Annotated in this window: 12 protein-coding genes; 1 reads left to right on the plus strand and 11 read right to left on the minus strand. The window is 55.0% G+C overall.

Annotated features, from left to right (window positions below):
- Nucleotides 1–44: 44 nt before the first annotated feature.
- The 11 genes from OM794_RS17965 to tssB are packed head-to-tail and all read right to left on the minus strand — an operon-like array spanning nucleotide 45 to nucleotide 13,708.
- On the minus strand, nucleotides 45–1,628 hold the full coding sequence (locus OM794_RS17965; RefSeq protein ID WP_226251279.1) for a sigma-54 interaction domain-containing protein: 1,584 nt from the start codon (nucleotides 1,626–1,628) through the stop codon (nucleotides 45–47).
- Between the two features lie 4 nt (nucleotides 1,629–1,632).
- Nucleotides 1,633–4,254 carry a type VI secretion system ATPase TssH gene (gene tssH, locus OM794_RS17970; protein ID WP_226251278.1) on the minus strand — a complete coding sequence of 874 codons (2,622 nt, stop codon included), beginning with the start codon at nucleotides 4,252–4,254 and terminating at the stop codon, nucleotides 1,633–1,635.
- An 8-nt stretch (nucleotides 4,255–4,262) separates the two neighbouring features.
- Entirely contained in the window at nucleotides 4,263–5,108 is an 846-nt protein-coding gene (gene icmH, locus OM794_RS17975) for a type IVB secretion system protein IcmH/DotU (protein ID WP_226251277.1), read from the minus strand.
- A 3-nt stretch (nucleotides 5,109–5,111) separates the two neighbouring features.
- Entirely contained in the window at nucleotides 5,112–6,446 is a 1,335-nt protein-coding gene (tssK, locus tag OM794_RS17980; protein ID WP_226251276.1) for a type VI secretion system baseplate subunit TssK, read from the minus strand.
- Nucleotides 6,446–6,985 carry a type VI secretion system lipoprotein TssJ gene (gene tssJ / locus OM794_RS17985; RefSeq protein WP_226251275.1) on the minus strand — a complete coding sequence of 180 codons (540 nt, stop codon included), beginning with the start codon at nucleotides 6,983–6,985 and terminating at the stop codon, nucleotides 6,446–6,448. Before tssJ ends, tssK begins: the two co-directional genes overlap by 1 nt.
- The gene (gene tagH / locus OM794_RS17990; protein ID WP_226251274.1) at nucleotides 6,982–8,448 is read right to left on the minus strand and encodes a type VI secretion system-associated FHA domain protein TagH; all 1,467 of its coding nucleotides are present in this window, start codon (nucleotides 8,446–8,448) and stop codon (nucleotides 6,982–6,984) included. Before tagH ends, tssJ begins: the two co-directional genes overlap by 4 nt.
- Before the next feature lie 3 nt (nucleotides 8,449–8,451).
- Nucleotides 8,452–9,471 carry a type VI secretion system baseplate subunit TssG gene (tssG, locus tag OM794_RS17995; RefSeq protein ID WP_226251273.1) on the minus strand — a complete coding sequence of 340 codons (1,020 nt, stop codon included), beginning with the start codon at nucleotides 9,469–9,471 and terminating at the stop codon, nucleotides 8,452–8,454.
- The gene (tssF, locus tag OM794_RS18000) at nucleotides 9,435–11,198 is read right to left on the minus strand and encodes a type VI secretion system baseplate subunit TssF (protein ID WP_226251272.1); all 1,764 of its coding nucleotides are present in this window, start codon (nucleotides 11,196–11,198) and stop codon (nucleotides 9,435–9,437) included. Before tssF ends, tssG begins: the two co-directional genes overlap by 37 nt.
- Before the next feature lie 18 nt (nucleotides 11,199–11,216).
- Nucleotides 11,217–11,648: a type VI secretion system baseplate subunit TssE gene (gene tssE / locus OM794_RS18005; RefSeq protein WP_226251271.1), complete on the minus strand. Its 432-nt coding sequence runs from the start codon at nucleotides 11,646–11,648 to the stop codon at nucleotides 11,217–11,219.
- Nucleotides 11,649–11,663: 15 nt separating this feature from the next.
- Nucleotides 11,664–13,145 (minus strand): type VI secretion system contractile sheath large subunit, encoded by a 1,482-nt coding sequence (gene tssC / locus OM794_RS18010; protein ID WP_226251270.1) that lies wholly within the window; start codon nucleotides 13,143–13,145, stop codon nucleotides 11,664–11,666.
- 53 nt (nucleotides 13,146–13,198) lie between these two features.
- On the minus strand, nucleotides 13,199–13,708 hold the full coding sequence (tssB, locus tag OM794_RS18015) for a type VI secretion system contractile sheath small subunit (RefSeq protein WP_226251269.1): 510 nt from the start codon (nucleotides 13,706–13,708) through the stop codon (nucleotides 13,199–13,201).
- A 642-nt stretch (nucleotides 13,709–14,350) separates the two neighbouring features.
- On the opposite strand from tssB, the gene OM794_RS18020 reads away from it, so the two are divergent.
- Entirely contained in the window at nucleotides 14,351–14,869 is a 519-nt protein-coding gene (locus OM794_RS18020; protein WP_226251268.1) for an Hcp family type VI secretion system effector, read from the plus strand.
- The last annotated feature ends 117 nt before the right edge of the window (nucleotides 14,870–14,986 follow it).

Consider the following 14,986-nt stretch of genomic DNA (forward strand, 5'->3'; position numbering starts at 1 on the left):
AATCAGTAGCCTGTACTGCCATCGGCAGCTTACGAATGTCACTTTCATTTAGCATCCAGTTCTAGCAATTGGCATTTGTGGGAGAGCGTTCGCTTGGGTATTCCCAGGCTCTCTGCTGCAAGGGCACGATTCCCGCCGTAGTAAAGCAATCGCTGGCTAATCAATTGGGCTTCATAATCACGCACCGCTTGGCGCAGATCATGAATCTTACTCAGCGTGCCGTTGGCTTCTGGCGTCGCTGAATCAGACCCACTGTTGGTATCACTGGGCAGCAGCAAGGCTTCAATATCGCCACCGGCAGGGGTCATGGCGCAGGCATAATCGATCAAGTTTTTAAGCTCGCGTACGTTGCCGGGGTAATCACGCTCTTTTAGCTGCCGCAAAGCGGCGGGCGTGATCCCCATCTCACTGCGCTCTTCCCGGGCACAGAAATCAGCAACAAAGTGCTCGGCCAGGAAGGCGATGTCTTCACGCCGTGCCGAAAGCGATGGCAGCGAAAGCGGAAATTGGCCCAAGCGATAGTAAAGGTCAGCGCGAAACCGCTGCTCTTTGATCTGCTCGCGTAGCGGCTGATGGGTAGCCGCAATAAGACGCAGATCGGCGCAGCGTTCTTCGTTCGACCCTAGAGGCCGATAGCGACCACTCTCCAGCACTCTGAGCAACTTGGCTTGCAGCGCTAGCGGCATATCGCCGATTTCATCCAGAAACAGCGTACCGCCGTCGGCTTGGGCGATAAGCCCTTCTCTGGCTTGCTCAGCCCCTGAAAACGCTCCTTTGGAGTGGCCGAACAGCTCGGACTCCAGCAACGATTCGGGAATCGCGGCACAGTTAATCGCCATGAACGGTGCCTTGGCGCGTGCCGAGAAACGGTGGATCGCTCTGGCCACAAGATCTTTACCGGTGCCGGTTTCGCCCTGCAGTAACACCGCTAAGTTGGTTTCCGCCGCACGAATCACCTGCTGCCGAAGCTCTTGCATGGCGATGGAGTTGCCCAATAAATCGCTCGCAAGCTTGGCCGCTAACCCCTGGCGGCGAGTGGTGTCGTTGAGCTTAGCTAACGAGTCACGCAAAACGGCTGATTTCTGGCGCTCTCCCTGGCTACTGGCCAGACGCGACCACAAGCGGCACAACAGGGTCTCGAAAGCCGCAAAATCGCTGCACTCCATGAGGCTCGTCAAGGTGGTCGCTTCCGTTACCAAGGCCAGCACACCCAGCCACTCCCGCGAACTATCCTGGAGCCGTAACGGCCTCACGTGTAGCCGCAAGTTGCCGCCCAAGGAGGCCATTTGGGCTTGAAAACCAGGGTGGTCCAGCCGGGTGCGCGCTTCTCCCACGCCCAGTGTCACCGGTTTGCCGGTGCGAATGGCATGGGCATAGGGGTGACTAAACTCATCACAGTTAAAGCGTGCCTCGCTATTATCGCGGCCCACCCAGCGACCACTGCTGTCTAAATAGAGGCACTCCACCCACTCCAGACCCAGGCTATTGGCCAGCAGCTGGCGACTGCGTAAGCGCAGCTCCCGCGGTGTAGTACTTTCAACCAGTGCAAGCGCCATGGGCATCGCCGCCAGCCCGGCTAAAGGCTGCGCTTCGCTAGCACTGCGCTGGTCAAGAGCCTTTACCTGCATGGCGCTATGCCACCTCCGCAGTAAAAGCGCCGCTCTCAGCATCCGTGCCCAGCACTACCCGACTGACGTTTTCGCGCCGCGCCATACGCTCAAGCAGCGCACGGGAGAGCGGCGGCAACAGTTCACCGTCGATCACCGACTCCAGCATGCGTGCGCCGTTTTCACTCCGCGTCGCACGTTTGCAAATTGCCTCGGCCAGGCTGTCATCAAGCACTACCTCGGCATGGCGATGGCGCTCGCGGATGCGTGTTGCCAGGGTATCCAGCTTGGCCTTGACGATGTCACGCAGGGTATCGCCGTTCAGCGGCAGGTAAGGCACGACTTCCATTCGCGCCAACAGCGCTGGTTTGAAGAACTCAGCCAGCACCGGATAGAGCGCCGCGTCGAGTGCGGCTGGGTCATCTCCATAGCTGACGATAGCTTCGTAACCCAGGTTAGAGGTGAGGAAGAACAGTACGTTTTTGCAATCGATAACGCGCCCTTCCCCATCGGCCAATTCGCCTTTATCAAACGCTTGATAGAAGAGGTTCAGCACATCGGGGTGAGCTTTTTCGACTTCGTCCAACAGCACCACCGAATAGGGGCGCTGACGGATCGCTTCGGTGAGTAGCCCGCCTTCACCAAACCCGACATACCCCGGCGGCGAACCAATCAGGCGTGAAACCGTATGCTTCTCTTGATATTCCGACATATTGATCGTGGTGAGGAATTGACGGCCGCCATACAACTGGTCGGCAATTTGCACCACAGTTTCGGTTTTACCTACACCGCTGGGGCCTACCAGCAGAAATGCACCCAATGGTCGCCCAGGGCGACGGAGATCAGCACGCGCGGTTAGCAAGTGGCGATGGATGCGCTCAATGGCACTGCCCTGCCCCTGGATTAGCGCATCCAGATGCGTGGGCAGTTCGGTGAGTCGCGTTAGCTCGTCGCTGGTCATTCGCTCGACCGGTACGCCGGTCCAATCACCAATTACCTGGGCAATCTGGGCTTCTTCAACGCTAGGGTTAACCAGCGCAAATGCCTCTTGCAGTTGGGCCAACTGCTGCTCCCGCTCAGCGAGCTCTTGATGAACACCCTCGGGTAGTTGATCAACGGCATCGCCCTCTGTTGCCTCTAGCAATTGGCGGTGTAGCGCCACAATGGCATCGACGCATTCGCGCTGCGCTTGCCAAGCGGCTTCCAGGCTTGCTAGCTCCTCTTCCAGCTTGGCTAAACGTTCGGTTAAGTCGTGGTGGCGTTCGCTATCAGGTTCGCGCCCCAGCAGTCGTTCACGTTCGACCTGATCGCGCTCACGTAGCGCGGCGATATGCTCACTCTGCAAGTGGCTTAGTTTGCGGGGTGGGGTATCCAGGGCTTGCGCCAACCGGGTACAGGCGGTATCCAGCACATCGATGGCTTTGTCGGGCAATTGACGACCCGCCAGATAACGGGCAGAAAGCGCAGCGGCAGCTCGCAGACCACTATCGCCAATCAGCACACCGTGGGCGCGTTCATATACATCGCGCAGGCCGCGTAGAATCACCAGCGCCTGCTCAACGCTTGGCTCGGAAAGCGCAATCGGCTGGAAACGCCGCGAAAGCGCCGGGTCTTTTTCGAAGTACTTTTTGTACTCCCGCCAAGTGGTAGCTGCGATAGTGCGTAGCTCACCCCTTGCCAGGGCGGGCTTGAGCAAGTTGGCCGCGTCACCGCCGCCTTCCTGGTTGCCCGCACCGATCAGCGTGTGCGCTTCATCGATAAACAGCAGCGTAGGGCGCGGGGCGTTTTTGACTTCGTCGATCACCGCTTTCAGGCGTTTTTCAAATTCACCTTTCACCGCGGCACCGGCTTGCAGCGCCCCGAGGTCAAGGGTCAGTAGCTCAACATCGGCCAGCGCCGCGGGCACTTGCCCCGCCACAATGCGTGCCGCTAAGCCTTCTACCACGGCACTTTTACCCACCCCAGCATCGCCAATCACGATAGGGTTGTTTTTACGCCGACGCCCCAGGATATCGAGCATTTGGTCGATTTCCGGGTCACGCCCCAGGACAGGGTCAAGCTCACCATTGCGGGCTTGTTCGGTCAGCGAAGTGGCAAAACGTGCCAGTGCACTGTCATCGCCAGCAGAATGGGCAGTCTGGCGCTGGCTAGCGCCCGCACTCTCCCTGGGTGCTTCTGCTGAATCTGCTGTTAAGCGCTCTAAGTGGCGACGCAAATTTTCGCGATTGATATCTTCCAGTAGCGCCGTGCTCTTCGGCCCTAAGTAACGGGGGGCATTGTGCAGTAACGCCGTTAAAATCACGCCGCTGCGTAGCGCTTGATGACCGTACTCGGTGGCCGCCAGCAACCATGCATCCTGGAGCAGCTCTACCAATAACGGTGAAAAGCTGGGTGTCGACACCTCAAGATCACGCGGCGGACGGCTCTCCTCCGCCATTCTTGCACGCAGTTCCTCGACATCGACATCAAGCGTTTCCAGCAGTATGCGCACATCACATAGCGGCTGGTCGACCAGTGCCAGCAGCAGGTGACCGGTGGTCACCTCAGGCGCTTGCTGTTCCGCGCACAGCACCGCAGCCTGTTCCAGGCCATGACGAGAAACGTCATTCAGTCGGCTAATAAGTGCCGGTAGCTCTACCCTAAGCATGCTATCTCCTAACGATAAATCTGATCGAGTAAAGCTCTGACTTGCTCAGCCTGCTGATCCAGCGACCAAGAAAGCCCCAAATAAATACCCACCAAGGTAACGCCGAATAGGGCAAAGATGGCCCACAGCGGCAATCCCTCGTGCATTCCTTTGCCGCGCCCTTTCACCACGTGCCTAAGTGGCTGGGTCAGCAGCTCATCTGGCGGCTCGTCAAGTGACGCCAGTTGATCGCCAAGCGCGCGTACAATTTGGTCGTACTCTTCACGACCATGGGTTTTCACCCGGTAACGCCCCTCAAACCCAAGGCACAGGCACAAATAAATAAAGGCCAGCATGTCGCGATAGCGATGAGGCTCTTGCTGCAGCCGCGCGAGGATAGAGAAGACTTTTTCTCCCCCCCAGGTTTCGTTATGAAACCTCGCAAGCAACGAATGCTCAGCCCACACGCTCTGGCGCCCCCAAGGCATGCCCATCACGGTTTCATCGATAAACGAGCAGAGCACATAACGGTAGGCGAGCAGTGTTGGGCGGTCATACCCCTGCTCGGTCAGCTCGATCTCGATTGAGGCAATCTCATCCACCACCTGGCGATAGAGGCGCTCGATATCATTAGCGCCGTCTACCTGGCGAACGCGTACCGCCATGCCCAGCAGGCTGCTCGATGCATCGACCAGTGGGTTTAAGTTGTGCCCGCGCAGGCGAAACCAGTAGTCCTCATCCGCATTTAGGTGTTGGGCATGGCTATGCACCAGTTGCTCCACACCGCTCTCTTTTATCTGGTCTTCATGGCGAACCGGCTCACCCAGCGGGTAGTCGTTTTTGGCGTCATCTTGATGCGTGGCAATATCTTGCATGGCTTAACTCCTGATCGCCCAAAACTGCATCTCCAACCCGGGGAACTCGCCAGCCACGTGGAAGGCAAAACCGCTTGCGCCATCCAGCATGCCCCAGGCTTCGCTTTGTCGGCTGAGTTGGAAATAGGTGTAGCCCGCGTGATAAGGCAGTTCGCGAGGGGCCACTGGAAGTGGATCCAAAGGCACACCCGGTAATTGCAGACTAATAAGGTCGCGAATACGCTCGACGCTGGCCACTTTGGTTTGCTGTAGAAACTGCTTACGCAGGCGCTCGTTGGGCATATCGGCGCGCACTGCCAGAATGAATTCGGCTGTTTCGAACAGGCTGGTATCCGAAAGCGGCGCCACCAGTAAGCCGAACTTCCGCGCCTGTATCTGAATGGCGATAGCGCGGGGTTCAAGCACGGTAGAGAGCGCTTGTCGCATCATCTGCATTAATGGCCGGAACCCGCGCTCGGGATGCTCATGGTCATAAGCAGGGCATTCGGGCGGTAAACGCGACTCATCGGTAAACGTCACCAGCTCACTGGCGATTTCATACATGGTGTCGTAGAGCCGTTCCGGATGAACTTGCCCCAGGCGTGACAAATGCTGAAAACGTGGCTGGGCACGGTTCAGTAGCTGTAACAGCATGAAGTCGGTCACATCGGCAACGCCTGCCTGATTGGGAGTAGACAGCCGCTGGGCAATATTACGCGCCCGCTCTCGCATCAAACCGGCCATTTCACCGACAAACCGCTGTAGGCTGGGCGCTGCCTGAACGTTCAGTAGCGTGGGTATAAACTCTTCATCAAGTACCAGACTACCATCCGGGCGGCGCTCTAAAATGCGCGTAACGGCTAAGCAGGCATAGCCGCTGCGGTCTTCTTGCTCTAGCAGTAAGCGCGGTGAGACGCGGGCCACATCCAGGTCGGCCATATCACCATCGCGGGAGTGCAGATCACGTACACTGCGCGGCGAAAGGCGGTAACGGGCAGGCAAATTGTCATCGGGCCAGCGCACTTCCCCGACGCTATCCGTGGCCAATGGCAAGCCTAAGTACACCACTTGGTTGGTAATGCCCGAGTCTGCCACTTCCAGCGCGGAAGGCTCTAAATCATCCTCAGGCAACTGGAAGGCAACGCCATCGGGCATGACGCCGCTCGCCCGGCTAATCGCAATCCGGCCAAAGCTTAAAAACTCGTTGTTCAATTCCAGGGTCAAAAATCCATACAGATAGTGGCTAACCCCTTTAAGCCGCGTATCAATCAACCCTTCGAGGCTGCGCTGCTGCTGTTGAAAGTGTTGAGGCTTGATAAATAGCCCTTCACTCCATACCACGCGATTGCGACTGGCCATCACTCTTCCTTCCTTAGTTCTACTTCACTGTTGCGCAGATGAACCAGCAAGTGATAATTCTCTGAACTGGCTTTCACTTTGACGACTTTCTTCCACTCCGCCTCGTTTGGCTGAGCGTAGAAGGCAATCAAACCGATATAGCGCGTGTCCTCTTCAATGGCGAAGGGTTCATAGAACTTCCACTGGCCGGGTAGCAAGGTGAAGTCGTCATGGGCCAGATAGTTCGTACCCAACGCCGCTTCCAGATCCTCGCTGAGCTGATCCATGTCAGCGGCCATCAACATGGAGTCATCTTTGAGCTGCAAAATTTGAAAGCGCAGTGGCGTCCCTTCACCCTCCCTGTTCGGGTTCACATCGGGTTCTGCGACCATGCTTAAATCGACCAACGTGGGCTGGTCTTCCGGATAGCCCACGGGTATCGAGGGGTCTAGCATGACCTCCCAGGCTTTACCGGCTGCTTCACGGGTCGAGGCACAGCCCGTGATCGACAGCAGCACGACAAGCACCCCAATAAGCCCGAGGCTCTTGGACTTGCTCATGCGTCCTCCCGCTGCTGGCGGCGGACAGACTGGTCATACGCCTGCTCAAAGACTTCCCAGAACAGTTTTTGGAAGCCTAGCTGGCGGCCTGAATTAAGCTCGTGGTAGTAGTGACGATACATCTCCCATGCCCAGCCGTTTTCATCTTCCATGCGCGTGCCGGCACCACGGTAAGCATGGAAACGTTTGAGTAGCGCTTCAGGTGAAAAGGCATCCAAAATAGCAGTTAGGGCGTACTCGATGGCTTCCTCAACGGCCGCTTGATGATGGCCTTGATGACGAAGGCATTCGCCCACTGCTTCGGGCGCCGAAAGGTGAACCGGGCTTCGCTGGGCCGAAAACATGGTTTCAACGGTGGCTTCATAAGCCTGACCGAGACGCAGCGGGTTATCTTCGATGGGCTGCAAGCGACGGTCTCGAAGGGGATATTTGCTATCGTTTTGGGCCTGCTGAAGAGTGCGCAAGCCATTGATAGCAGCCTTTAACGTTTGACCTGCTTCTTCAAGGAACGCCTGCTGTTCTTCGCTATCACGGAAGGGGATGTCGATATCCAGCCCCCTTAATAGCGGGTCAGCGCCCACATGGCCGAGTGAACGCCCACTAGGCTTTTGCCAGCGATCTTCTAACTGCTCGCCAACTGAACGTTCGAGGTCGTCTATTGCCCGCTCATCCATGCTACTGCTCCTCTCTGTAGGGTTGCCTGCTGTATAGCCGTTCGGCGAATGACTGCTTGGTGAATAACCGCTTGTTGAGTGGCCGCCCGGTGAATAGCTGCCTGACTTGCGCTTGATCGCTGGCATACGAACAGCGCCTTCGCGCCGTTCCTGCTGGTCACGCCCCACACTTCCTTCACCGCGCCGCTCTGAACCCAGCAGCTCAGGCACTTCTTCAACGGATTCGGAAAGCTGAGCATTGGCAGAACGGGGGTCGAGCGCGGCCATTGGGTCTTCGTGCCCTACTCCACGCGCTACCCCACCCAGTGCCTCCATGGGATCTTCTTTTTTGGCGGCTTCCGCACGTAGCGGCTGGTCTTCTTGAACCAACGGACGGCCATAGGCATCTACCGCCTCCTGCTCTTCATTGACTAACGAAGCCAGAGGTTGGGCACCGGGCTGAGTGTTCTGGCGATTACCCAAATGCACTTTAAGACGGTACTCGCCGACCAGCACTTCATCGCCCTCGCTCAAAGCGACCTTGCGGTTTCGCCCAATCGGCAGGGTGGCGCGATTGATAAAGGTGTGCCCGCTGCTGTCAATCAAACAGAACTTGCCATCAATCTTGCTTACTTGGGCATGCTGGGGGCGAATGCGGCCGGCGTGGTCGTGCAATAACCAATCATCATCGGTTGAGGAGCCTAAGGTGCCCCCCACGTCATGAAAGACGTGACTGCTTGTTGAACGGCCTTCTAGGCGCTCACTATTGGCAATGACCAGCGTTACAGCGGAAATTGGGTTGGCGTTCATTGTTTAACCTGTCATCTGAATACGCACTCGGCGGCGTTTTGAGGCGCTGCCGGACTCGGGATTAACAAAGGTGGTCCAGCCGAGCTGGCAGGTGCCAGCATCGCCTAACCGCATCGGTTTTACGGCGCTGGGTAGCAGCTCTAGCTCGAGGTCGTAGGCCAATGGCTCGCGCAGCACAAATTCAACCAAGGTGCGCAGTGGAGCATGCTCCCTGCCGTCGGGTAGGAAGTCGCGAAAGCGCTCCAAAGTAAGACCAAATAAACCCAGCACAAACTTGCCGTTCACATCCGCGACACGCTCTCCGGCCACCACATCGCTGCCTAGCGTCATGGCTGCCATTCCACTTCGGCTGCGTTGATCCATAGGAATCTGAACCCAGCGATGCACCCACTCTTCTATCTGCACATCATCAAGGTCAAAGCAGTGCCCAACGATGTTGCAGACAACATCAGGAGAACGCGAACGGCCTGCCAGTAAACCTGCATACGCCAGCATCTTGCTCCAGTTGATAGGCGTCTCAACGCGTAGGTCACTGTCCGCCAACCCCACCAAAGCAAAAATAGCCGCCGAAAACCCATCGCTAGCACCGTCTTGATAGCGAATGTAGTGGCGATACTTACGCCAACTGCGGTGCACTAATGCCAGTAAGCGGTTATTGAAGAAATCCAGGAAATCGCCTGCAACACCATCGTGGTGGGCTGCCTCATGCGCTAATGTTTCAAGGTAGTAGCTGGGCAGCGGTGACTGCGATCCCTGCAGACCCAAGAAGCTCACTTCCAGCTCATAATGGCCCTCAGGCTGAAAAGCCAGTGAGAGCACATCGCTGCTGGGAAAGCCTAGTGACGCTGAAGCGCTATAGCGCACGCGCTCAAAGGCGGGCGCGCCTCGCTGGCCACACTCAAGGTCATCGCCATGATGACGATGCAGAAGCTCTACTAGTTGATAAAAATCGTAACGCCGCGCCTTTGCCATCAAAGGGGCAAGCGCTACATCAGAGGCTGCTGCCCCGACTGTAAGGTCCATTTGTAGCGCTCGTGGTTTTGACGGTTAATAACATGCAGCTCATGAAACGAGTTGATGCTGGCGTATAACGAGAAGAACCGCGCCAGCACACTGCCAAATAAGTACAGGCTGCCTTCATCGCCAAAGGCATCTTGATCCAGCGTCATGACCGAACGCAGACCACGAATGGGCAGGCCTTTTTTCAGCCGGTCAATGGGCTGTGTTTCAATGCTAACGATGCCTGCCAGCCGTTTTTGAGCCACTCGTTCGGCCTGCCGATCCACCAGGGCTCGGAAATCATAGGCACGCAATACTGAGCACAGGGCATCGCGCTCCAGCAGGGACAAGTAGTTAAGCGACAAATTAGAGATCAATGTCCATAGCAGACTGCCGTCTAGCGTGGGCCGCAACACTGGCGTGGGGCGCGTGATATTCTGAAACATGGCATAAGAGGGACTCTCTTCCGTCGAGTAACAAATATCGCCCACCGTCAAGCGCTCTGGCAGCTCTCGGTTGCTACACGTTAGCCCTAGCGAGACGGTTTCAGACATGCCTATGTAACTGCGCTCATCTCCCCGCACAAAGGAGATGTCGTGATCAAAGCCATCACCACGCAAGCTGTCCCGCACGCGAAGACGGTAATAGGAGGCATCATTGCCCCGATCTCTCTTGACCTGGTGTTGAAAGCTTTCAAAAGGCACGTACTCACGCGGCGTACCGCGCCCTTTACCGTTTTCGTTCTCTAACCAGCCCTCGACCTTATCAACACTAAAAATTTCATAGTGGCCGGGAGATCGACTATTGGGATGAATGCGGTACTCACTACGCTCCCCGCTAACATCGACAGGCTCTGCATCGTGAGAGAACAGGTTGATCGCCGGCGAGCAATACAAGGCAAAATGCTCGTCTTTGACCCTGGCGTCGGTCGGTAAGGTACGCTCAAACTCTAGACGCAAAACAATTTTGTCTGCGGGAATGGCTGGCAAGTGCTGGTTCAGGCCTGTTACATCAAAGAAATGGAAAGCCTCAGGAAAACACAAGTATTCCTGCAGTATTCGATACCCTTGATACACATTCCTTGGATAGGGCAATAGCGCATGGTGACGGTCAAAACCAACCGGCTGCAGCAACTGCTTGGGCAGGGGCAGCCGTTTACCGTCAATTTCCAGCTCCACGCGCGCTAAGTAGTGACTCATCCACAGATAAAGCGTACGCGCTGTATAAGCGTCTCCACCCAGGTGCAAACGTAAGGTATCCATCCCCATCGCGCTAAGGGGCTGATCACTATGTACGTCAAGCGCCAACTCAACAATGGAGGCATCACGTGTGTGTCGCGACTCAACCCCCGCATGTTCCAGCGGATAGAGTGTTACGTCATGACACGTGCGGAACATGCAGGTAGTGCCATCCACTGGCTTACTGGCTAATTCCGTACCTCGCTCCAGAAGCTGGTGGGTACTTAGCGCATGCCATGTAGGGGTAAATTGCACCACCGTCATACTAGGCACCGGGCGCAAGTAGTTCGGCCATAGCATGCTGATCAGTGAATGGGTAAGTTCGGGGAACTCATCCTCCACTTTCTCGCGCATACGGCCAGTTAGAAAAGCAAAGCCTTCTAGTAGACGTTCAACATCAGGGTCGGTACTACGCTCTGACAAGAAGCGACTCAGGCCGGGGTTGCCCTCCGCAAATTCTCGCCCTTGGCGCTTCAGAAAATTGAGCTCGTCCCGGTAATAGCGATTTAGCATTCGGGCCTCGCAAGCCTATCAGTTAAGACACTGATAGCGCTTATTATTGAGCAATAAGTCGATCGTAGCGTGGGCGTTATCTCGCCCTAACGCTACGGTGGCATGTACTTGAAAATGCAGCTGTAAGGGATCGCCATTATTGGGTAATGACTCAACTTCAACATGCTGAACCCGTGGTTCAAAGCGCTCGATGCACTGCCGAATGGCGCGCTGGATATTCAGCTCTAAATCCAGCACGCCGATCGTTGCATCATTGAAGTCCAGCAACCCCAACTCAGGCTCACAGGCACTATTGCCCGGATGACTGTTGAGCAGCTCCACCAAGTGGCGTTTGATCGACTCAACAGTTTCCGCCAGCCTTTCATCCTCCCCATGCGCTAACGGCTGCTCGGGCATCGCAAGACGCTCAAACAGACGGCTACCTAGCAGGCTGCCATGGTGAATAGCCATGATGGAGAGGTTCCCTTATTCCTTGTCGAGACGTCCGACTAATGACAGCTCAAAGTTGGCACCCATGTATTTAAAGTGCGGGCGCACCGACATGGACACCTGGTACCAGCCCGGATCGCCTTCTACATCAGACACTTGAATAGAGGCGGCACGCAGCGGGCGGCGGCTACGTACATCGGACGGCGGGTTCTCTTGGTCGGCCACGTACTGGCGGATCCAGGTATTTAGCTCACGCTCAAGGTCTTGACGCTCTTTCCACGACCCGATCTGCTCACGCTGGAGCACTTTGATGTAGTGAGCCAGACGGTTGATGATGAACATATACGGCAGCTGAGTACCCAGCTTGTAGTTGGTCTCGGCGTCTTTACCTTCAGGCGTGTTCGGAAATACCTTGGGCTTTTGTACGGAGTTTGCCGAGAAGAAAGCAGCGTTATCACTGCCCTTGCGCATGGTTAACGAAATGAAGCCTTCTTCAGCCATTTCGAACTCGCGCCGATCCGTCACCAGCACCTCGGTGGGAATTTTTGCCTGCAGTTGGCCCAGCGCCTCGTAGGTATGGACAGGCAAGTTTTCAACCGCACCGCCGCTTTGAGGGCCAATGATGTTCGGGCACCAGCGGTATTTAGCAAAGCTGTCGGTCAAGCGCTCGGCCAGCAGGTACGCCGTATTACCCCACAAATAATGATCGTGATCTTCACTGACGGTTTCACGATAGTTAAATGTCTTGATAGGGTTTTCGACCGGGTCGTAGGGCATCCGCAGCAGGAAGCGAGGCGCCGTCAGGCCTAAGTAGCGCGCGTCTTCTGACTCACGCAAGCTACGCCAGCGAGCGTACTTGGGCCCTTCAAAGATGGCTTTAAAATCTTTTATATTCGGCAGCTCTTCGAAGCTATCGATGCCGAAGAAGGAAGGTGCCACTGCTGACAGGAATGGTGCATGAGCCATAGCCCCTACAGCAGCCGTGTGCTGCAACAGCTTCATATCTGGGGTCGAGGGGGTGAAGTCGTAGTGACCGATAATTCCCGCTACCGGCTCACCGCCAAATTGGCCATACCCGCCTGCGTAAACGTGTTGATAGAGCCCGCTTTGGGTGATTTCCGGGGCAAACTCAAAATCATCCAACAGCTCTTCTTTGGTGGCGTGAAGCACATCAAGCTTAATGTTTTCACGGAAATCGGTGCGATCGACCAACAGCTTCAAGCCACGCCATGCAGACTCCAACTGCTGAAAGCTAGTGTCGTGAAGAATCTCATCAACTTGCCGGCTAATTTTTCGGTCAAGTTCAACGATCATGCTATCCACTACGGCTTTATTAACCTGCGGAGCAGCATTCTCGCCGTTTAACAGTTCGGAAATAAAAGCAGCAACGCCTTGCTTGGCTACGTCGTAGCCCTCATCCGCTGGCGCCATACGGGTCTGCGCCATCACTTGATCAAGTAAAGAAACCTCTTCCTGAGCTTCCACCGTTTGACTTTTCTTTTGCGCCGTATCACTCATAGGGATGCCTCGAATACACTCCGGTTACTGGGCTAGCACGAAAATAAGGATGCTTAATCGTTACGATCAGGGTCAGAATCAAGCAGCTCTAGCTCCGCCAACAACTGCTGGCGCGTTTCGTCACTTTCGAGTAGCTTCTGCAAGCGATCACGAAAAGCAGGTACGTTGCCCAGCGGCCCCTTTAAGGCCACCAACGCCTCTCTTAATTCGACTAGCTTACGCAGCTCCGGCACCTGCCGAGCGATACTGTCGGGTGCAAAATCATGCAGTGATTTGAATTCCAAATTGACGGCCAAATCGCTTGCTTCACCCTCTTCTTGCAGCCGATTGGGTACCGCAGCCTGCAAACCAAGGTTTGCCTCGCGCATTACAGACTGGAAGTTATTCTTATCAACAGAAACGGCTTCGCGTTCTTCGATGGAGGTGTCTTCCTCCCCACCCTTGAAGTCACCGACCACCAATAACTTCAACGGCAGTTCAGTCTCGGCCTGCTGATCACCTGTAGCGGGGACATATTTGATATTGATGCGCTCTTTCGGCGCGACCGTTCCTTGCTTAGCCATGGTTTTCGCCCGTAAAAATTAGAACATTTTCGATTCAAAAGAAGAATGCTTATTAATCGCGGAAAATTACCGTATTTACGTCTAAAGTACCAAATTCGCTTAAGCAAGCGTCGCTTTAGCTCATGGAGACAGAAATATCACAAAATCATTTTTTGCAGCCATTTTCGCGTCTTTTAGCGACAAGATAAGAAAATATTAATTAAAGCTAATTTAGATTCTATGGATTTGTAAGATATTTCTTACAAAAACTGTCAGGGATTTCTTACAAACGGCGAGCAGAATTCATACAAAAGGGGAGCTTAGCGGGAGTAGCTCAATCGTTTTTGAGCAACAAAATTATAGCCTCGATGGCCCTGTTCCTGCTTAAAACATAGGCAATTCCTCAGACATAAAGCATGGTCACGGAAGATGCAACTCTGCGTTACGCAGCGCATATGGTTGTAACAACAAGCGGGCAAGTTCTTGCCTGCTCAGGCAAGAACTTGCCCAACATAGGCAACTTCTTGCCCCGAAAACAAAACCCTCCGCCCCAAAAAACAAATAAGCCATTGATATTTAAATAATTTAAAAAATTGGCCTTGAACTTGCTCTAATGTTTGCGTCCAAGTGACAACCCTTAATTTTTCAGTCAAGGAGCAGACCATGCCAACACCATGTTATATCAGCATCGAAGGCCAAACTCAGGGCAACATCACTTCAGGCGCTTTTACCCCTGACTCCGTAGGTAATATCTACGTTGAAGGTCATGAAGACCAAATGCTGGTGCAGGAATTCAAGCATGTCGTTACCGTACCCACTGACCCGCAGTCTGGTCAGCCGTCCGGTCAACGTGCTCACAAGCCCTTCATCTTCACCGTTGCTCTGAACAAAGCAGTACCGCTGATGTACAACGCGCTAGCATCGGGTGAAATGCTGCCCAATGTTGAGCTGAAGTGGTACCGCACGTCTGTAGAAGGTAAGCAGGAGCACTTCTTCACCACCACGCTGACCGATGCCACTATCGTCGACATCAACCTGCGTATGCCCCACGCCCAAGACATCCAAAAAGCTGAATTCACCCAGTTGATGGACGTATCACTGGCTTACCGTAAGATTGATTGGGAACACACTGTTGCCGGTACTTCTGGTTCCGACGATTGGCGCGCCCCGATCGAAGGCTAAGCGATTGCTATTAGCCTAGGCCAAGCCTGAATAGCAAGGCCTATAACAAACGAAGCCCCTTCCAACCGGAAGGGGCTTCGTCGTTTCTGCTTCTTGTGGTAGATATTTCGCTACTGG

The sequence above is a fragment of the Halomonas sp. BDJS001 genome, from assembly GCF_026104355.1.
Taxonomy (GTDB): Bacteria; Pseudomonadota; Gammaproteobacteria; order Pseudomonadales; family Halomonadaceae; genus Vreelandella.